This window comes from Paenibacillus polymyxa, assembly GCF_015710975.1.
In the GTDB taxonomy this organism is placed as follows: domain Bacteria; phylum Bacillota; class Bacilli; order Paenibacillales; family Paenibacillaceae; genus Paenibacillus; species Paenibacillus polymyxa.
The window spans coordinates 5203388-5226749 of record NZ_CP049783.1; the positions used below are offsets into that span (position 1 = coordinate 5203388).

A 23362-nucleotide genomic window follows, 5' to 3' on the forward strand; every position below is an offset into this window, starting at 1 on the left:
TGTCCTTATGACTGCGGATACGTACCGGAATCGTATTGATAAACAGACCAATGATATGCTCCACATTCGGAATGTCTGCCGGACGTCCAGATACCACGCTGCCAAACACGACATCATCGGTGCCATTATATTTTTGCAGCAAAAGGCCCCAAACGGTCTGCATCAACGTATTGACGGTGACCTGATAACGCTTGGCTATTTGCTGAATACCAGCGGTTAGCTCCGCGCCCAAATCAAAATCCAGACGCTCCGCCTGATACCCTGTTTTGCCCTGGATTTTTGCCTGTGGCAAACGGGACTGCTCCTCATATCCTTCCAGAACCTTGCTCCAGTAGCTTGATGCGGCCTGACGATCCTGCTGCTCCAGCCATTCGATATATTGACTGTACGGGGTTACAGGGGCCAGTTCCGGTTGTTTATGGGCCAAGATCGCAAAATAGCTTGTAAACACTTCATTTGTCACCAGTGACAAGCACCAGCCGTCCATCACGATATGATGGAAGCTCCATACAAAACGGTACGTATCCTCACCTGTGCGCAACACAGCAACACGCATCAAAGCGTCTTGTGCCAGATCAAAACCTCTTTGCTTGTCTTTACGTGTAAATTCAAGGATGTACTCGTTTTGCTGCTCTTCCTCCATATCCCGCAAATCCTCAACATACAGTTCACTGCGCTTATTCCGGTACACGACCTGAAGCGGTTCATCCTTCCAGCCGCTGTAGAAGTTCGTGCGCAGTACCGTATGCCGCTGCACCAAGACATCCAGACTGGCCGCAAATGCAGCAATATTAAAATGCCCTCGCAGATTAAAGGATGCCTGTTCAAAATACGCTCCCGATTGCGAATCCATCAGATTGTAAAAAAGCATCCCCTTTTGCATTGGCGTCAGTGCGTATACATTTTCCAGCTCACCGATACGTGCCGCCTGTTCCGCAATCTGCTCCAGCTCTCCAGTCGTTAAGCCTTTGAAGGATACATCACTTGGCGTCAGTTCCGGTTGTTCCTGAGCCGCACAATGCGCAATGACCTCTTGCAAAGCGGATTGCAGCAGTCCCGCCACACGCTCCAGCGTTTCTTTACGATACTGCTTACGGCTGTAAGCAATTGTCAAACGCAGCGTGCCTTCCGAGATCATCGCGTTTAAATCCAGCGTGTACGGCAAGCGGGAATGGGCATCCTCTGTCTCCCCTGCATGGTAGGACGACAACGTGATTCCACTGTTTTGCAGATCCTGATCGACTTGCCCCAAATAGTTAAAGCTAATTTCCGGCTCGGCTGCAATTGCATGTGCTTCACCTGATCCGGACGCAGGGGACAGGTAGCGCCAGGTGCCATAGGTCAGCCCTTTATGCGGAATCCGGCGCAAGCCTTCCTTCGTTTCTTTAATCCGCTGAGCCAGTGTCATTTCCTTGCCGGTCTCCAGCAGCACTGGATACAAGCTCGTAAACCAGCCTACAGTACGTGTAATATCCACCTCTGGCAGGATCGTTTCCCGACCGTGTCCCTCTAGGTTCACCAGCACATGGCCTGCGCCTGTCCAGTTGTGGAGCGCGAGTCCCAGCGCGGTCAGCAGCAAATCATTGACCTCGGTGTTGTAGGCGCGATGGGCCTGCTTCAGCAGTTGCTCGGTTTCAGCTTCGGTCCACGCTACTGTCAGCACTTCGCTGTCTGCGTTCAAGGAGCCCTCGTAGGCAAAATCCTTAGGCAGCGGCGTAGCTTCCGCTTTGGCCTGTTCCAGCTGCTTCCAATAAACTTCATCCGAGGCAGCCTCAGGACGGTTGGCGTAAGAAGATAACTCCTGTGCCCAAGTTTGGAAGGAATCTGTTTTATACGGCAATCGTACAGGCTCACCCTTGCTCGCCTGCTCGTAGCCTGTCGAGAAATCTTCGAACAGAATCCGCCACGACACTCCGTCCACCACCAAGTGGTGAATGGCGATCAGCAGATGGTCGCCTTCGGCTGTACGGAACCTTCCCAGCTTCACCAACGGTCCTGCGGACAGGTCCATGCTGCTTTGAATTTCCGTTGCCTTCGCTTCCAGCGCTTCCGCATAGTTTTCCTGTTTACGGTAGTCCACTGTTTCCAGCGTATACAGCGTGCCTTCCTCTACAGCCCGTGTCCAAGCCGTATAACCAGCGGAAGTCTGACGGAAGACCATACGTAGCGCATCATGATGCTTCACGAGGTGATCCATCACTTGACGAATCGCCGTCTCCTCAAAGCCCTCAGCGCGATAGAGCATGACCGCCTGATTAAAGTGCTGCGGACGCTCGCGCTCCTGCGCAAAGAACCAATGCTGGATCGGAAGTAGCGCCGTTTCCCCGCTCACTTCTTCTTGATTGGCCATACGACGGACCTCATGCATATGCGGTGCCAGGGCTGCAACTGTCGGATATTGGAACAAATCCTTCATGTCCAGCTTATAGCCGGCCTGGAACGCACGGGATGCGATTTGGATGGCTTTGATCGAATCACCGCCCAGATCAAAGAAATTGTCCAAAATACCGACCGTCTGTAGTCCCAGTACGGACTGCCAGACCGCGACCAGCGCGCGTTCTTGCACCGTACGCGGCTCTGCATAGTCGGCTCCGGTTTGCAGGCTGCCTTCCGGTACCGGCAATGCCTTGCGGTCGATTTTGCCATTAGGGCTCAGCGGCATTTGCTCCAGCTGTACAAAGTAGGACGGTACCATGTAGCTTGGCAATTCTCGGCCCAGCTCACTTCTCAGCTCGCTGGCTCCGATTTCTTGCCCCGCAACATAGTAGGCCACCATTTGTTTTTGGCCCGTTTCATCCGTACGAGCCATGACCACCGCTTCTCGTACCGATTCCACTTGGAGCAGCTGCGTTTCGACCTCGCCTAGTTCAATCCGGTACCCCCGGATTTTCACCTGATGGTCGATCCGGCCCAGATACTCAATGTTCCCGTCCGGCATCCATCTCGCCAAATCGCCGGTGCGGTACATCCGTTCATAGCCTGCTTCCCCGCCAGCAAACGGATCTTTCACAAATTTCTCGGCCGTCAGCTCCGGACGGTTCAGGTAACCACGGGCCACACCGACACCGCCGATGCATAGTTCCCCTGCTACACCAATCGGCTGCAATTGCTCCGTGCCTTCCTTCACAATGTACAGACGGATATTCTGAATCGGTTTCCCGATCGGAATCACTGCATATTCCTCATCCGGCTCGCAATCAAAGTACGATACGTCCACCGTCGCTTCGGTTGGTCCATACAGGTTGACCAGCTTCGCTCCGGCGAGAGTCGACACGAGCCGCTGGAACCGGGCCACATGCTGTGGCGGCAACGCTTCACCACTGGCAAAGACATGGCGCAGCGTGCCCAGCTTCGCTTGCGTTACTTCTCGTGGCTGCTGCTCCACATACTCCAGGAATGCACGCAGCATAGCGGGTACAAAGTGCATTGTAGTCACGCCGTCGCGGGCAATCGTGTCCACGATGTCTTCCGGGTTCTTTTCCCCGCCCACGGACAACAGGCTTACCTTCGAGCCGACCATCGACCACCAGAACAGCTCCCACACCGACACGTCGAAGGTGAAGGCGGTCTTTTGCAGAATCGTATCTTCCGCACTCAAGCCGTAGCGATTATGCATCCACAAAATCCGGTTCAGCACGGAATGGTGCTCCACCATCACGCCCTTCGGTTTTCCCGTCGAACCGGAGGTATAAATGACATAGGCAACATGATGCGGTCCAGCTAGGGGCTCCAGATTTGAGCCGTCTTCGTGGTAAATGTGCTTGCCATCTTGCTCCTGACGATCCAGCACCAGCACCTGACCATCGAAACTCAGCGACGCTTGCTCCGCCAGATGCGCTTGCGTCAGCACCAGCTTCGCGCCCGAGTCCTCCAGCATAAAGCGGATACGATCGGCCGGATATTCCGGATCAATCGGCACATAGGCTCCGCCGGCCTTCAGGATCGCGTAGATGCCTACGATCATGTCTAATGAACGGTGGACCAGAATGCCCACAGGCTGATCCGGCTGAACCCCTTGCGCACGCAACGTCCGCGCTAAACGGTTGGCTCGTTCGTTCAGCTCACGGTAGGTCAACGAATCCGCTCCGCACAACACCGCCACTTGCTCCGGTGTATTCGCTGCCTGCTGCTCGAACAGTGCACTTAGCGTTTGGTCCTGCGGATAAGCTGCCGCTGTATCTCCCCACACCTGAACGATCTGTGCCTGCTCTTCCGCTGTCACCAATGCCAGCTCATTCACACGGATATACGGATTGTCTACGATTTGCCCGATGACGTGGTTGATATGACCATAGATACGCTCCATTGCAGACCGGTTATACACCAGTGCATTGTACTCAAGCAGAATAGAGATATCTTCATCTGGCACGACAATCAGGTTAAAATCGTAGTTGGTTTGCTCTGCAAGTTCCACATTGGCAATAGAGAAGCCTGTTTGTGCCTCTGCTTCGCCGGAATCGCCCATCTGCTTCTTCATTTGCTGCCCGATGGGGTAGTTTTCAAAGACCATGATGTGATTGATCAGGTCTTGTTTTTGTTCAGTCCGTGCCTGAATGTCGTAGAGCGGGAACGTGTCATAGACACTGGAGGCCAAAGCCTGTTCCTGTGTACGCTGCAATACGTCAGCAAATGTAGCATCCGTTGCACTGCATATGCGTACCGGAATCGTGTTGATAAACAAACCAATCATGCTCTCCACACCTGGAATTTCTGCCGGACGACCGGATACCACACTACCAAACACAACATCCTGATGATTATTGTATTTCTGTAAAATAACGCCCCAAACGCTTTGCAGCAATGTGTTAATCGTGACATGTTGTTGCTTGGCCATTTGATTTAAGGCGGCACTCCGTTCTTTACCCAACATCAATGGCAGCTTTTCCAAAACATAGCCGGAATTTGAACTTTGACCGCTTCTGTTTGTGTCGTCATCCCGTTCTGCTACAGAAACTTGCGCATTCTCACCAGGCAACAAGGTTTGCTGCTCAAAACCTGCCAAATAGTCACTCCAATAACGAGATGCTTCCTGTGCATCTTGGTGTTCCAACCATTCGATATAGTCACTATACGGCTTGACAGGTGCGAGCTCTGGCTGCTTGTTCTCCAGCAAGGCAGCATATGCACCAAACACTTCGTCCGTCATCAGGGACAGGCACCAGCCGTCCATCACAATATGATGGAAGCTCCATACAAACCGGTACGAGTGATCACCCGTGCAGAAGACAGCTACGCGCATGAGCGCATCCTTGCTTAAATCAAAGCCACGAGCTTTGTCCTGAGTCACAAATTCAGCTACAGCGTGTTTACGCCCTCTGACATCTTCATAACGGAAGCTCGGATTTTTATGGCGATAGACGATTTGCAAGGGTTGTCCATGCCAGCCGCTGTAGAAATTCGTCCGTAATATCGCATGTCGGCTAACCAGCAGCTTCAAGCTTTCCTCGAATATAGCTGGCGTAAAGTGGCCCTCAAGATCAAAGGTTGCCTGCTCAAAATACACGCCGGTTTCTGCATTCATCAGACTGTGGAACAGCATCCCCTTTTGCATGGGGGTCAACGGGTACACATTTTCCAATTCCCCAACCGTCTTGGTCTGTTCCTTAATCGTATCGAATTGCTCCAGGGTCAGGCCTTTGAACAGTACATCACTCGGAGTCAATTCGGTCTGCTCCCGTGTCACACAATGCTCGATCGTTTCAAGCAGATTGGATTTCAACAGATCAGCCAGCATTTGGACCGTATCTTTACGGAAGGCTTTGCCGTTATACCGAATGTCGAGTTCCAGGATGCCGTTCGTGACGATTCCGCTCACATCGAGCGCATATTTCATCTTCGTCCGGTCACTCACGACCGATCCCATCGAGTAAGGAGACATGCGGATATCGCTGTTTGGCAAGTCTTGATCCAACTGTCCGAGATAGTTAAAGCTTACTTGTGGCTCGGCAAAAGCTTGATGTTGACCAAGGTTCAGTACATCTGCTTGCTGAATCGCTTGACCAGATTCACTCCAATATCTCCAGATTCCGTAGCCCATTCCCTTATTCGGAATCTGACGCAGGCTCTCTTTGACCTGTTTGATTCGATCCGACAAAGCATGACCACGACCGATATCCAGCAGCACCGGATATGGACTCGTAAACCAGCCTACCGTACGAGAAATGTCTGTATCCGGCAAAATGTTCTCCCGTCCGTGTCCCTCTAAATGAATCAAACTGCGTTCATGACCCGTCAACGTGTACAGCGTCATGCCTAGTGCAGTCAGCAGCAAAGCGTTCACTTCCGTGTTGTACGCGCGGTGTGCTTGCTTCAATAGTTTTTCTGTCTCTTCTTCCGTAAGCTGGAAGACCACGGTATCCGTGTCAGCCCAGGTAAACGGTTCGGCCTCCGCTTGATCCTCAGGCAAACGTACTTGGTCAGCCAAAGCAGCAGCGTTCCATTGCTTCCAGTAGGCGTATTCGCTGTCCATGGCTGCGCTATTCGCATAGACGGAAAGTTTTTGTGACCAGGAACGGAATGAATCTGTTTTGTCCGGTAACTGGAGCGTCTCTTCACGGATGGCCTGTTCATAGGCTACAGCTAAATCTTCGAACAAAATGCGCCATGATACCCCGTCCACGACCAAATGGTGAATTACCATCAACAGATGATCCCCATCTGCACAGTGGAACAAACCAGCCTTCAACAGCGGCCCTTCATGCAGCTGGATACTGCTTTGAATTTCACTAGCTTTCGCCTCAATAGCTGCGCTGAGCGTGGCTTCATCCGTCAAGTTCGTAAAGTCCACCACGTCCAGGTGATACAGCTCGCCTTCCTGTACTCCGCGGTTCCAGGCTTCATAGCCTTGCTCGGTCTTGCTGAACACCATCCGCAGAGCATCATGGTGCGCTGTGAGTTTGTCAAGTGCCTGACGCAGAGCGGACTCATCAAACCCTTGCTTCTGGTGCAGCATCACCGCCTGATTAAAGTGATGCGCATCTACTTGCTCCTGGGCAAAGAACCAATGCTGGATTGGAGACAAAGTTGTTTCCCCGCTCACTTCTCCCTGATCTACCCTACGACTTACCTCGTGCATATGCGGTGCCAGTGTTGCGACGGTTGGGTAGCGGAACAAATCTTTCATGTCCAGCTTGTAGCCTGCGTGGAACGCACGCGATACGATTTGAATTGCCTTGATCGAATCGCCGCCCAGGTCAAAGAAATTGTCCAAAATCCCGACAGTGGACACGCCCAGGATGGACTGCCAGATCGCTACGAGTGCTCGTTCTGCTACCGTACGTGGCGCTGCATACTCTGCACCGCTGTGCAGACTGCCTTTCGGTGCTGGCAGGGACTTGCGGTCGATTTTGCCGTTCGGTGTCAGTGGCATCTGCTCCAACCAGATGAAATACGACGGCACCATATAGCTTGGCAGCGCTTGTCCCAGCTTCTGTCTCAGCTCACCAGCTCCAAGCTCTTGACTTGCGACGTAGTACGCCACGAGCTGGGTTTGACCCGTTTCGTCCGTACGGGCCATGATGACTGCTTCTTGTACGGACTCCACCTGCAGCAGCTGCGATTCGATCTCGCCCAGTTCGATCCGGTAGCCCCGGATTTTAATCTGGTGATCCATCCGCCCCAAATATTCAAGGTTGCCGTCCGGCATCCATCTGGCCAAATCGCCTGTACGATACATCCGCTCATGGCCTGCCTTGTCACCAGCAAACGGATGATTTACAAATTTCTCGGCCGTCAGTTCTTCACGTTTCCAGTACCCACGGGCCAAGCCTTCCCCGGCAATACATAACTCACCCGGCACACCGACGGGCTGCAATTCCCCATTCGCATTCAGGATATATATTTGGGTATTCGCGATAGGGCGTCCAATATGAATATGTTGAGCATGGGTCAGTTCCTGCACGGTCGACCACACCGTCGTTTCTGTAGGTCCGTACATGTTATAAATACGGGGACCGTTGATTTCTTGCAGTGCTGCAAGCAGCTTGGACGGCAGGGCTTCGCCCCCGACCATAATGGCCTTCACACCTTGCAACGCTCGGGAGCCTGCTTCATGACCCAGCAGCATTTGCAACCGGGACGGCGTCATTTGCAACATTTCAATATGATGATGAGCAATCAATTCACCCAGCGCCTGAGGATTCACCTGATGCTGGTGGTCGCCAAGCACCACCGTCATTCCACCCAACAGAGGCAGGAGGGTCTCCAAGACGAAAATATCAAAAGAAATGGTCGTCAGTGACAACATCGTTTGGCTCGTTTCAAAGTCAATGACTTCGCGCATCCCGGTAATAAAGTTGAGGACCGAGCGATGCTGGAGCATAACTCCTTTCGGATTTCCAGTCGAACCAGAGGTATAGATGACGTAAGCCAAATGCTCTGGGCGTACAATTGCCTCCAGGTTACTGCTTTCTCCCTGATACAATGCTGCATCCTCAAGAAATAGGGCATTGGCGTGGCAATGGTGCTCTTCTGCCAAATCACGACGGGTCAGAAGCACTGCGGCCTCGCTATCTTCCAGCATGTATTGAATACGAGAGGACGGAAATTCGGGATCAATCGGCACATAAGCACCGCCTGCTTTTAGCACAGCCAGCAGACCTACGATCATTTCCACGGAGCGCTGCACCATCAGACCGACCAGTTTGTCAGGTCCTACTCCCTGTGCTTGAAGCACTCGTGCCAGCGAATTCGCCCGTTCATTTAGCTCCTGATAAGTCAGACGCTGATGTCCAAACACCAGTGCCACCTGATCCGGTGTCTGTGCCACCTGTTCTTCAAACAGCTGATGGATCGTTTGATGAGACGGAAATGCAATAGTCGTGTCATTAAATCCGGCTGTAATCTGTTGTTTTTCCGCTGCTGTGAGTAGTTCCAGCTCTTCCACCCGAACATGCGGGTTGAGCGAAATTTGCTCCAAGAGACGCGCAAAATGTCCATATAGGCGCTCAATACCTGCTTGATCAAAGCTGAGCGTGTTATACATAAAACGAATCTTGATGCCTTCACCTGGCATCACGACAACGTTCAGATCGTAGTTGGTTTCCTCTGTAGACACCACGTTTGAAATTGTGAAGGGATCCTGTCCATCACTGCCCAGTTGCTCTACCTGCTGCTCCACCGGGTAATTTTCAAATATCATAATATGGTTGATTAAATCCTGCTTCTGCTCGGTCAGTGCTTGAATTTCATACAGCGGGAACGCATCGTAAGCATTGGAAGCCAGCGCCTGCCGCTGTGTTCGTTTCATCAGCTCGACAAAGCTTTCACCTGGTTCAGACTGCACACGCACTGGAATTGTATTGATAAATAGCCCGATCATGTGCTCCACACCTGGAATATCCCCTGGACGACCGGACACAACGCTGCCGAACACGACATCCGTACTGTTGTTATATTTCTGCAACAAGACGCCCCATACCGTCTGAATCAGCGTATTGATCGTCACCTGATTTTGCTTCGCCACCCGTTCGATCTGGGCAACCAGCTCTGGCTGGAATTCGCAATCCAGATCTTCAGCGATATATTCCCCGTCTTGCATCGATTTCGGCTGTGCTTTTTGCTGCGGAAGCGTAATTTGCTGCTCGTAGTCCGCCAGATACCCACGCCAGTATTGCAGGGCTGCCTCACGGTCCTGACGTTCCAGCCATTCGATAAAACGACTGAACGGCGTGACAGGCTCCAGCACTGGCTCATCACCCGCACGCAGTGCCAGATAGCTACCGAATACTTCCTGTGTCATAAAGGACAAGCACCAGCCATCCATCAAAATGTGATGGAAGCTCCAGATAAAGTGATACGTTTCATCCCCAGTTTGCAGGATCGAGATACGAAGGAGTGCATCCTCCGCGAGACGGAATCCTTTCGCTTTATCGGCAAGGGTAAATGCCTCAACACGTGCTTTACGTTCTTCTTTTTCCAGTCCGCGCAGGTCTTCATAGTACAACTCTCCGCTGCGATTGCGGAAAACGACTTGTACAGGCTCGTCCTTCCATGAACTGATAAAGTTCGTCCGTAATGCTTCATGACGCTGTACAAGCAGATCCAGGCTTTTACCGAAAGTAACCACATCGAAGCGCCCATTCAGCTCAAAGGATGCTTGCTCAAAATAAGCCGCCGAGCTCTCATCCATCAGGCTGAAAAAGAGCATACCCTTTTGCATCGGTGTCAAAGCATATACATTTTCCAGCTCGCCCAGATCCCGCGTATCTTCCACCAATTGTTCCAGCTCGTCCAGCGTTACATGGTTTAACAGAACATCACTTGGGGTCAGCACTGTTCTTTCTTGGGCAACACAATGGCTAATCACCTCACGCAAGCCGGATGCCAGCAGTTCTCCCAGCCGCTCCATCGTTTCATGACGGAACTGCGTTGTACCGTAGCGAATCGTGAACACCAACTCGCCATCCTCGATTAATCCGTTGATATCCAGTGCAAAATCCATAGTCGCGTTCGTGCTGACAGGCACACCAATGGAATAAGCGGAAGGCTGTAAATCGTTGCCTTTATAATCCTGATCGAATTGGCCTAAATAGTTAAAACTGATCTCAGGCTGAGTCTCTAACTGCACGCCTGCTTTCTCCAGCACATTTAGATCCGACAGGTAGCGTAAAATCCCATAGCCGATGCCTTTTTGCGGAATATGACGCAGCCCTTCTTTGGTCCGCTTGATCAGGCGAGCAGTATGTCCCCCTTCTCCCAGACTTCCATCCAGGACAACCGGGAATTGGCTCGTAAACCAGCCGACCGTGCGCGTAATATCCACATCTGGCACAATGGCTTCCCGTCCATGGCCCTCCAAGTTGATCAGCACTCGTTCGGAACCCGACCAGTCATAGACGGCTTTTCCGAGCGCGGCTAGCAACAGGTCATTCATTTCCGTGTTGTACGCGCGATGAGCTTGTTTGAGCAGCTGCTCCGTTTCCTGCTTCGTCCAGCGGACCGTCACCACCTCACTGTCTCCCAGCCGTGCATTATCATTTGCAAAATCCTTCGGCAAAGGCTTCGCAAGGCTTGCTTCGGCTTGTTCGATATGCTGCCAGTAGGCCAGTTCCCACTCCATCGTCGCACTGTTGGCATAGGCTGACAGTTGTTTGGCCCATACCTGGAACGAATCTGTTTTATGCGGCAGCCGAATAGCTGTGCCAGTTTGACCTGCGACTGCCTGCTCATAACCAGATGCCAAATCCTCCAGTAAAATACGCCAAGATACACCGTCCACCACCAAATGATGAATGACGATTAATACATGGTCGCCCTCAGCACAATGAAACAGACCGAGCTTCACCAGTGGACCCGCGCTCAAATGAATGCTGGCTTGAATTTCACTCGCCTTAGCTTCAACAGCGGCAGATTCGTCTTCCACTCCGCTGAAATCTACAATATCCAGCGTGTATAGCTCGCCTTCATCTACACTGCGGTTCCAAGCGGCATAGCCCTGCTCCGTCTCACGGAATACCGTGCGCAGTGCGTCATGATGCTGGACCATACGGTCCATCGTACGGCGTAGCGCGTCGACGTCAAAGCCCCCAGCTCGGTACAGCATCATCGCCTGGTTGCTGTGGTGCAGATCAGCCGGCTGCTGCTCGAAGAACCAGCGCTGAATAGGTGTCAGTTCCACCTGGCCTACTGCCTCTTCCTGACTGGCCATCTTGCCATCTGTACGAAGCAACGGACTGAGTGCCGCTACCGTCGGATGGCTGAAGAGGTCTTTCATGTTCAGTCGATAACCTGCCTGCAGCAAGCGGGAGGATACTTGCAAGGCTTTGATCGAATCGCCGCCCAGCTCGAAGAAGTTATCCTGCGTGCCTACGGCATCCATGCCAAGCACTGCGGCCCATACCGCAGCCAATACCTGCTCCACCGTAGTACGCGGTGCCACATAGGCTGCTCCCGTATGGATGCTGCCTTCCGGTTCCGGCAAAGCCTTGCGGTCGATTTTGCCGTTGCTGGTCAGCGGGATCGTCTCCAGTCGCATCAGGCGTGCAGGCACCATATGCGCTGGCAGTCCGGCTTCCAGCTCTGCTTGTACTTCCTCAATCCGCAGCTCGGCTTCTCCCGTGATGTATCCGCACAAATACTTGTGTCCACGCTCGTCCGTCCGGTCGATGACTACAGCTTGTCGCACACCTGGTACCCGCTGAATTACGGTTTCAATCTCGCCCAGCTCGATCCGATATCCCCGGATTTTGACTTGATAGTCCATCCGGCCGATAAAGTCTACATTGCCGTCTGGCATCCACCGCGCCAAATCGCCGGTGCGATACAAACGTTCACCCGGTACGTACGGGTTCGCTACGAATTTCTCGGCCGTCAGGTCCGCACGGTTCAGGTATCCCCGTGCGACCCCGGCACCGCCAATGCATAGCTCACCCAGTACGCCGATCGGCACTGGATTCAGTTGGCTGTCTACGATGTAGAAACGGGCGTTCAGCCATGCCTGACCAATCGGCACATTCCCGCTGCTTGGCAGCTTTGACAGCTCTTCGTCGTAGAAGCTGGAGTCAATCGCCGCTTCCGTGACCCCATAGCTGTTGATGATACGGATATCTGCGCCAAACCGTTCTTGCAGCACTCGGTAGTCCGTCACGCTGCAGCTGTCTGAGCTCGTAATCAGCAGCTCCAGACTGCTCATGTCCAGTCCGTGCTCGTACACATGCTGCATAAACGGTACGATCAGAGCCGGAGTCGATTCGAACACGGTGATTTGATAATCACGAATCCAGCCATATAGACGGCTTGGATCAATGCGATCCTCTTTCGGACAGATGACCATCGTGCCGCCGTTATAGAGCGTCCGTGCAATATCGCCGACGAACACGTCGAAGGAGAAGCTGGCCAGTTGCAGCAATCGGACTGGGAACTGGTTCAGACGGTAATCCCGGCGATAGGCCGCAGCCGTGTTCACCAAGCTGCGATGCTCGATCATGACACCTTTTGGACGTCCTGTTGTCCCCGACGTATAGATCACATACGCCAAGTCTTGCGGCTCGTTGATACGTTCAATATCCGTGGTATCCCCGGTGTACAGCGACTCATCGTCAAGTGCCAATACAGTACGCAGACGCAGCCCTGTTGCCGGTTCGGATGCTGCTTCGCTGTCAGACTTCGAATCTGCTTTCAAGCTTACGCCTTCATTCTTTTGACGGTCTCTTTCCATCGTTTCAGCGCTAACCGCCGTCTCCAGCACACCCTCGCTCTTTCCTTCGCCCATAGCCCATTGGCTTTCCTCCAGCCAACCCTGTGCGCGCTCCTGCAAGCCGATTTGCGTGAGCAGCACCGTCGCACCGCTGTCCTCCAGCATGAAACGAATGCGATCGGACGGATAGTCTGCATCCAGCGGCACATATGCACCTCCGGACTTCCATACCGCTAGTACGCCGACCAGCATGTCCACCGAACGCTCGCTCAAGATGCCGACAATCGATTCGCGTCCAATGCCCTCATTCCGCAATCTACGGGCCAGTTGGTTCGCGCGCTCGTTCAACTCGCGGTACGTAAGCTGCCGCTCCTCGTATACAACGGCCACATGATCCGGCATAAGCTGCGCTTGTTCTTCCACATAGGCGTGGAACAACAATTCCGATTCCTTTTCATCACTCCATGCAGCTACGCCTACTGATCCAAAACCATCGATGATGTTCGCTTTTTCCGCAGCAGTCACCAGCTCAAGCTCATCCACCAGTGCATCTGGTCGGTGAATCGCTTCTTCAATCATATGCAGCAAATGCTCACGGATTTGCTCTACAGCTGTACGTTCCAACACCTGCGCGTTGTACTCCAAATGGACATGGATTTCATCGCCCGGCACCACGGTGATGTTGAAATCATAGTTTGTTTGCTCTGACATGGAAGCATTGGCAATCGTAAAGCCATTGTTCCCGCGGCTACCCATCTGCTCCATGCGCTGTTCCACGGGGTAGTTTTCAAACACGATAATATGGTTCACCAGGTCCTGCTTCTGCTCGGTCAGGGCCTGAATTTCATACAACGGATAGGTTTCATAGGAACGGGAAGCCAGTGCCTGCTCCTGAATCTGCTTCATTAGCCCAGCAAACGTCATCTCTTTCTCACTGTGAATCCGTACAGGAACGGTGTTAATGAACAACCCAATCATTTTGTCGATGCCCGGAATATCCGCTGATCTGCCGGAGACGACACTGCCAAACACCACATCCCGACTGTTGTTATACCGCTGTAGCACAACGCCCCACGCTGCTTGCAGGAATGTGTTGACCGTCACTTGCTTTTGCTTAACCAGCTTGTTCATCCGCTCCGTCACTTCACGGCCCAGTGTAAATGAAAGCTTGTCCGCTTCATATGCTTTAGCGTGACCGTCCAGCTGTTTGACCTGCGGCAATACGGTCTGCTGCTCAAAACCTGCAAAATAATCACGCCAGAACCGTTCTGCCTCCGCGTTGTCCTGCCGATCCAGCCATTCAATATATTCACTGTATGGCGTTACCGGGGCAAGCTCCGGCTTGCGGTCTTCAAGGATGGCAAAGTACGTATGAAACGCTTCCCCGACAACCAGGAACAAGCACCAGCCGTCCATCAAAATATGATGAAAGCTCCATACAAAACGGTACGACTCCTCACCTGTACGTAAAATAGACACCCGCATTAGCTCGCCTGAGCTGAAATGAAAGCCTGCCGCTTTGTCACGTTCCGCAAAATCAGCAAGGTATGCGGCCTGCTCTCCTGGTTCCATCGAACGCACATCTTCAAACCGGAATCCAGCCGCTTTATGGCGGTACACTACCTGTAAAGGCTGCTCATTCCAGCCACTATAAAAATTCGTTCTGAATATTTGATGGCGATCCACCAGCTGATTGAGGCTTTCGGCAAAAGCCTCCACTTGAAAGCTGCCTTGCAGATCAAATGTCGCCTGCTCAAAGTACGCCCCGGATTGCGGCTCCATGAAGCCGTGGAACAGGATGCCTTTTTGCATAGGGGTTAACGAATAAATGTTTTCCAGTTCTCCAGCAGCAGCCGTCTGCTCTACAATATGATCCAGTTCTCCGGCTGTCAGTCCCTGGAAGGACAAATCGCTTGGGGTCAGCTCCGGCAGCTCTTTGGCCACACAGTGAGCCAACACCTCACGCAAGCTCTCCTGCAGCAGATCAGCCAGTTTTTTGATCGATTTTTTCATAAACATTTTGTTGCTGTAGCTGATCGTCAGTTCCAGGGCACCGTCCGTGATCATGCCATTGATATCCAGAGCGTACCGCTTGGTCAACGTGTCACTCATGGAAGCTCCGACGGAATAAGGAGACATGCGGAATGCATTCTGCTTCAAATCCTGATCGAATTGGCCGAGATAGTTAAAGCTGATTTCCGGCTCGACCACAAAAGCTGATTTCCCTTCCCCATCAGCAAGATATCTCAAAATCCCGTATCCAATCCCTTTATGCGGCAAACGGCGTAGCCCTTCCTTGACGTTCTTGACACGCTGTCCCACATTCCGGTCCTCGCCCATATCCAGGACCACTGGAAATTGGCTGGTAAACCAACCGACGGTGCGCGTAATATCCATATCCGGCAAAATGGCTTCCCGTCCATGACCCTCCAGATTTACAAGCACCTGACCGATGCCTGCCCACTCCTGAACGGCCGTACCCAAAGCTGTCAGCAGCAGGTCGTTTGCTTCTGTATTGTAGGCCCGATGGGCTTGTTTCAAAAATTGTTCCGTTTCTTCGACCGTCCACGCTACGGTCAGTGTCCGATCATCGCGAAGCTGTGGTTTGGCCTGAGACTTACGAGTATAATCCTTAGGCAATGCCTCTTGTGCAGCACCAGATCGCTCCACCTGCTCCCAATATGGCCGTTCCTTCTCCAACGCAGTGCTGTTCGCATAAGCTGACAGCTGATCCGCCCAAAGGCGGAAGGAATCCGTCTTATTCGGCAAGCGGACAGACTCGCCCTGTAAAGCCTGCTCGTAACCTGTTGCCAAATCCTCCAGCAAAATACGCCAAGACACGCCGTCGACCACCAAATGGTGGATCGCTACCAACAAATGGTCTCCATTGGTGCAACGGAACAGACCCAGCTTTACCAGCGGTCCTTCATGTAGATGGATGCTACTTTGAATTTCGCTAGCTTTGCTCTCCAGCAAATGGGCAAAGTCAGACTCCTGGGTATAATCCACCACTTCGAGGCTATACAGCTCTCCTTCTTGCACACCACGGTTCCATGCTTCATAACCACCCTCTGCATTTTGGCGGAATACGATGCGCAAAGCATCATGATGCTCGACAATGCATTGCAATGTTTGATGAAGCGCCGTTTCGTCCAAACGATCCTCACGGTGCAGCATCAGAGCCTGGTTATAGTGCTCAGGATTAGATGGCTGCTGTTCAATAAACCAGTGCTGAATCGGTGTCAAGGCCACGTTTCCTCTGACTTCTCCTTGATCGGACACGCGGGTCACCCGCTGCACCCGTCCATTTAGCTCAGCAATCGTTGGATACTGGAACAGTTCTCTCATTTCCAGCTTGTAACCATTTTGCAGCAATCTCGAAGACACCTGGATGGCCTTAATCGAGTCGCCTCCCAAATGGAAGAAGTTATCCAGTACACCAATTTGTTCGATACCCAGTACAGATTGCCATACCGATACCAATATCCGCTCTACCTCATTACGGGCGGCTACATAATCCTCGCCGGAATCCACGCTTCCCTCCGGCTGTGGCAACGCCCGCCGATCCACCTTGCCATTCGGTGTCAACGGCAATTGCTCCATCTGTACAAAATACGACGGCACCATGTAACCTGGCAATTCCTGGCTCAAGGCGCTTCGTAGCTCACTTGCCGTAATATCCGCAAGGGTGACCACATATGCGCAAAGCTGTTTTTGTCCCTGCTCATCCTCACGTGCAATGACGACGGCTTCTTGCACCGCCTCCAGCTTCAACAGCTGCGCTTCCACCTCGCCCAATTCAATCCGGTAGCCACGGATTTTCACTTGCGCGTCGATCCGTCCTTTGTATTCCAACGTCCCGTCCTCATTCCAGCGAACCAAATCGCCTGTACGGTAGCAACGCTCTCCACTGCGGAACGGACTATCTATGAACTTTTCAGCTGTTAAATCAGGACGATTCCGGTAGCCACGTGCCACCCCGTCGCCGCCGACGATCAGTTCACCCCATGCCCCCACAGGCTGAAGTTGCATGGAACGGTCTACGACATACGCTGTGGAGTTGTGGATCGGACGCCCGATCGGCACTGCTTCCGATTGCACGCCAGCAATCGCATGAGTTGTAGAAAAAGTTGTATTTTCCGTCGGGCCATAGCCATTGATAATCCGTAGGGACGGATGAGCCTCCAGCACCCGGTTAATGTGCGGTACGGATAACACATCACCGCCGACCAACAGTTCTTGTACCCCCTCGAACAACTCCAGATCCTGCTGGGATAGCTGGTTAAAGAGTGGCGCAGTCAGCCACATTGTTGTAATACCATGGCTGCGGACAGCTTCCTTGAGCTTCGGCGCATCCAAAATGACATCCTGGCTTACCAGTACAAGCTGTCCTCCATTCAGCAACGCACCCCAAATTTCGAAGGTGGACGCGTCAAAGACAACAGCGCCGGTTTGCAAAATGCGCGTGTCAGCACCCAGTTGCGCATAGTTTGTATTTTTCACCAAGCGCACAACATTGCGGTGTTCTACCATAACCCCTTTAGGCTGTCCGGTCGTACCCGAAGTGTACATAAGATAGGCAAGTCGATTACCAAATGGATGTGCTCCAGTAGTACTGTCTACGACAGACGAAGAAGATTCCTTTAAAAGGTCATTTTTCAGATTTGAATAATAGGTAAAATCTGCATGACTAGCTTCGTTTTGTTCCCCATGTATGTTATTTGCATCTTGATTATTCTCTGCCTCGTACACAGCGGCATCGCTCAGATCCAGCACAATTCCGGTGTAATCCTCCGGTTGCTGTTTCGCATGCTGCACCAGCAGCAACTCCGCTCCCGAATCTTCCAATAGGTAGCGCACACGTTCAGCCGGATAATCAGGGTCAATCGGCACATATGCGCCGCCCGCTTTGAGAATCGCCAGCATGCCGACGATCATATCTACGGAACGCTCAGCAACGATACCTACAGTTCGCTCAGTGGTAACACCGTTCCCGCGCAGCGTGTGAGCCAGCCGATTGGCTTTTACATTCAATTCGCCATAAGTTAAATGGGCGTTGTCAGACACAACTGCTGTCTGATTCGGTGTACGTGCCGCCTGTTCCTCAAACAGCTCATGAATGCCTGCTTCGTGTGGGTATTCCACTGCTGTAGCATTGAATACGTCGACGATTTCCACCCGTTCTTCCTCACTGATCAGCGACAATTCCTCTATCCGCTTGTGTGGGCCCTGTACCATATGCTCCGCCACACTCAAAAATTGTTGAATAATTCGAGCAATTTCCTGCTCACTAAACAGCTCGGTACGATAATCCAGGTATAATACGAGTCTATCGTCATCCAGCATTTCAACCATGTGAATATCGAAGTCGTTCACTGTATCTCCGCAGAAATCGTTATCCACCTGCTGAATCGCTTCATCAAAACGGGAGAAGCTCAAGGTACGGTACTGAATAGATGCCCCAAATAAACGTTGGATGTCCAGACTACTTTGCTGTTCGCGTAAATCTTGAATAATTTTGTTGTACGGGTAACGCTGATGCCGCAAAATGGACGCCTGCTCCTTCCCTACACCCTGCAAGAAGGCCAGCAGTTCGGATTCCGGTTCGACCAACAGACGAGTAGCCACGGTGCTGACGAACATGCCGATGGTATCCTTTTCTTTCTTAGACGTACGGTTGGCATAGAGAGTCCCTACGGTTAAGTCCTGCTCACCCGTCACTTTATGCAAATAAATATACAGAGCCGCCAGAAAGAACGTGAAAATACTGATTTTATGTTCCTCGCAAAAAGCCGTAACACCACGATACAATTCATGCTTCAGTATAAAACTCTCCCGGCGTGCAGCTGTGCTCAGTGTCAGCGGGTTATATGATTTTAAGCCTGTGGTCTCTGGCAAATCAGCAAACTTTTCCGTCCAATACGTCTTGTCCTTTTGATAACGGTCAGATTGCTCATAGCTTTGCTCTACCTGAATAAAATCCAGATAAGGATTGCCTTTGGTCGGTGCATCCTGACCTGTACCATGCACAATATTCATATAATGTCCGGTGATTTCATTAATGGCCTGATTCATGGACACGCCGTCCGAAATAATATGATGCATTTTAAAATTGAACCAGGTTTCTTCTACCCCTAGCTGTAAAATAACAAATCGGTACAGCTGCGAATCCAACAATGAGAACGGTTGTGGATTATGGCGCTTTAACCATTCATTCGCTTCTTCCGGGGTTACTTGAAGCGTTTCAATATTTTCCGCTGTAAACGGCTCTACATATTGATATGGGATTCCATCCTGAGCAGTGATTTTGATACGGAAAGAATCGTTTTGGGCAATCACTCGGTTCATTGCTTGCTGCAATGCATCTATACGAACAGTTCCTCTAATTTTTACAGTACCGATAATGGTTGAAGTGTTCCGATGAGGATACAAAAGCTCCGTATACCAAATACGTTGCTGTGGCTGGCTTAGGGAAAACAATTGAACATCTTGCTGTGTCATCCGTCTCTCTCCTCGCAAAATAGATATTTGGTAAAAAGAAAATTCGCATATTTATGCGGTTTGTTCCTCTGGATGCTTTCGAAACTGAAGCTCATACAGCTCCGCATAATGACCACCCTCAGCAAGGAGCTGGTCATGAGTTCCCTGTTCTTTGAGCTCGCCATCGGCAAGAACACAGATCGTATCCGCCCTCTCAATCGTAGACAATCGATGGGCAATAACTAATGTCGTACGATCCTTCATCAGCTCATCTAAGCCCTGCTGAACTTCATATTCCGACTCTGCATCCAGGGCCGAGGTGGCTTCATCCAGCAGCAAAATCGGCGCATTTTTGAGCAGAGCACGGGCAATCGCGATTCGCTGTCTTTGACCCCCGGACAAATTGGCTCCGCGTTCACCGACAATCGTGTCATAACCCTCCGGAAGCTCAGCTATGAAGCCGCTGGCATAGGCTGTTTTGGCCGCAGCCTTTACTTCCTCATCCGTGGCATCCGGTGAGCCGAAGCGGATATTGTCTGCTACTGTACCGTGGAACAGTGTAGCCTCCTGTGGTACATAGGCCATTAAATCCCTAACCTCATCCAACCGAAATTCTTCTGCCAAGCGGCCGCGAACCCGCAGCACACCTTCATCCGGTGGGTAAAATCCCAGCAACAACTTCATCACGGTGCTTTTCCCACCACCACTCGGACCGACAATCGCGGTTACCTGCCCTTCTGGCACGACCAAGTTCAATCTTCGCAGCGTTGGACGGTCTGGCTGATAGCCAAAGCTGATATTGTGCAGCTCCAGCGCAGCAGCAGTCTGTTCAATAGAGAGGTCTGAATCCACAGTCTCGACACCGTCATAGGATTCCTTAGGTTCACGGGCTGATGAAGCTGACACCTCTGGATCGATAAGCCCGGTTACTGATTCCTTCTGTTTCGCCGCGGGAAACTGTTCCTCTTCCTTCGACTCATTCAAGATTTCGCGGATACGCGCCAAGCCTGCCAAAGAGTTTTGTAACAGGGATACAGCTGCCCCCAGCTCCAAAAATACCGTTGAAATACCCGTTTGCAGCTGCACAATCTGTCCCAAAACTCCGAGCTCCATTTGCTTCTGCGAAACCAAGATCAATCCAGCAACAAGCACACCGCCCAGCGTAATAAATTCAATAACAAAATTACACATATCCTGCAGTCCCATATGACGTCCCTGTCGGATACTGATGCGATTTATGTCCTCGCTTGCATCGTTGCAAAGTCCACCCACTTTTGTCCTTAACCCAAATAACTTCACCGTCTGTAAACCGGAAAGCAAATCACTCAATCGTTCCGTGAACCTGCTCATCCGTCCCTGTAATTCTTCACTCGTCTGTCGCATTTTCTTCGCAAAATGAGCATTTATCCAGGCTGAAGCTAGTCCTAGTAGAACCGCCATAATCCCAAATCGCCAATCCAGCACCATCAGAATGACTAGTGAGCCTAAGAAAAGCGAAGTTTCCAGTATAATCGAGCGAATATGAACGGTGTAAGCCTGCTCCAGCGTTTGGACATCGTTTGTCATGCGGGAAACAAGATTACCCGAATGGTGTTTTTCGGCTTTTTCATACGATAGCTTGACAACATGACCGAATAGTTTCATTCGTACATCGGCAATTGCGAGCTTGACACATCGTTTATACATATAGCTGCACACTGGGGAAATAAGACTTAACGCCAAAAATGTGCCGCTGACCAAATAGACCGCTCGGTACAGCTCCTGTACATCGCCATTAACCGCAAAATTCAGCAAATAATGCACCACAAAAGAAAGCAAAATTGTGATGCTGGCATTGGTCAGACTGTTGCCAACCAACCCCGTAAAATACCATTTTCGATGCGGCTTCATCAGGGACATCAATTGCTTAAATTCATAAAACCCCTGCTTGAAGGTCACGACGCTCACTCCTTTCCTCAGGCAGTGAATACCCGTTTTCCTCCGTTTGCTGTCCTTCAAAATTTTGCAAATACAGCTTTCGGTACACACCTTCACGGCCTAGTAATTCCTCATGTGTACCCGATTCCACAATGCTCCCCTGATCAAGTACGATAATGCGGTTCGCCTGGCGTACAGTTGACAGTCGATGAGCTATGACCAGTACCGTCCGGTTTTGCATTGCTGCATTCATTGCAATCTGTACCTGAGCCTCCGACTGGCTATCGAGTGCTGAAGTCGGCTCGTCCAGTAGAAGCAGCGGAGCATTTTTCAGCAATGCTCTTGCTATAGAAATACGCTGCTTTTGTCCTCCAGACAATCCGCCTCCCCGTTCGCTCAACAGAGTTTCATAGCCCTCGGGTAGCTGAACAATAAAGTCATGCGCATGTGCCGCTTTCGCCGCCTCGACAATTTCTTTCCGGGTCGCCTCCAGACGTCCATATCCGATATTTTCTGCAATAGTGGCCGGAAAAAGCGACGGTTCCTGAGATACCATCGAAATATGGCTACGCAGGCTTGTTAGGTTCCAATCTGTTAAATTCTTACCAAACAATTGAACGGTTCCGGCATGCTCTCCAGGTTCATTAAATCCGCAAAGCAGCTTGAAGATTGTGCTTTTACCGCCACCGCTGGCCCCAACAATCGCTACCGTTTCTCCTTGTCCTACCTGGAAGCTAATCTCCTTCAGCACCGTGTTCCCTTCGTTGTAGCCAAAGGTTAAATGCTCAAAGCTGACTACAGGAATGTCGTCCTTGCTTTCTGCATCGTCTTCCTTGAGATCTTGGCTTATTGAAGTGATTTTCCCGTCTTGCCGCTCATCTGGCCAATCCAGCACCTCAAACAAATGCTTCGCTGCTCCCCCCGCTTCCTTCATTTGCGAAATGATCGTCGGCAGCATGGCAACAGGCTGCAATATGAACGAAATAAGATATAAAAAAAGGACAATGCCACCAGCATTCAACTCACCTTGTTGAATCAAATATCCACCGTACACAATGACCAAAATAATCGGTGTTGCCAGCATCATCACACCTACTGGAGTTATGAACGCATAGCGTTTTTCTAGCCGCAATCCGCGCTTGATGACCTCCTCCGTAATCACCATATACTTCTTCAACAGCACAGCCTGCATATTAAATGCCTTGACGATAGGAATTCCTCCGATCGCATCCTGTCCCACCGCGTTCAAATGAGCAATTTTCTCCTGAAGCTCCTTGGAGTATTTCTCAATTGGCTTGCTCATCAGTGAGGTTATGATCATTCCTACAGGCATAAGCGCAAGACTTGCCAAAACCAGTTTCCAGCTTGTCAGTAAAAGCAACGTTAAGGATGCCGTAAACACAAGTGGCAAATAAAACAGATTAGCAAACTGCTGGATAAAAAAGTTCTGCAACAGCGCCGTATTGTTTGTTAGACGGGATACCAAATCTCCGGTGAACTTGCTCTCCACGCTGGAAACAGGTAAATCATAAAACTTATGTACGAGATCGCCTCTCAAGTCGCGCAGGGCACTAACACTAAAACGTGCCGAAGCGTACCTCATCACAAACTTACAAGGCATTCCAATTACCGTCATACCAACAACTAGATAGATCATGTTCTGGGTGGAGGAGAATGTTCCCTGTGCCATTTGCTCTATGGCCTTACCCAAAATAATGTCAATAGCTGCCAAACACAAGGAGGAAATCACGGCTATAAAAACCCAAAGATTATAAGGCTTTATATAACGTGTGAGTCTCCGAAAAGCAGAATTTGATCGAAACAAAGGCA

General features: G+C 51.2%; 3 protein-coding genes (1 of these 3 only partly in view). All 3 read right to left on the reverse strand.

Translation table 11 applies throughout. The features are described from left to right. Tightly spaced (at most 51 nt apart), the 3 genes in view from G7035_RS27585 to G7035_RS23690 form a layout consistent with a single transcriptional unit that may run on beyond the window. Positions 1-19636, reverse strand: partial view of a non-ribosomal peptide synthetase gene (locus G7035_RS27585; protein ID WP_230877808.1) — the 5' portion only. 1661 nt of this gene lie to the left of the window's left edge; only the first 19636 of its 21297 coding nucleotides appear in the window; it begins with the start codon at positions 19634-19636; the stop codon falls past the left edge of the window. 51 nt (positions 19637-19687) lie between these two features. Then, positions 19688-21553: an ABC transporter ATP-binding protein gene (locus tag G7035_RS23685; RefSeq protein WP_017428489.1), complete on the reverse strand. Its 1866-nt coding sequence runs from the start codon at positions 21551-21553 to the stop codon at positions 19688-19690. Beyond that, positions 21528-23357: an ABC transporter ATP-binding protein gene (locus tag G7035_RS23690; protein WP_019687140.1), complete on the reverse strand. Its 1830-nt coding sequence runs from the start codon at positions 23355-23357 to the stop codon at positions 21528-21530. The genes G7035_RS23685 and G7035_RS23690 overlap by 26 nt, the downstream gene beginning before the upstream one ends. Between the last annotated feature and the right edge of the window lie 5 nt (positions 23358-23362).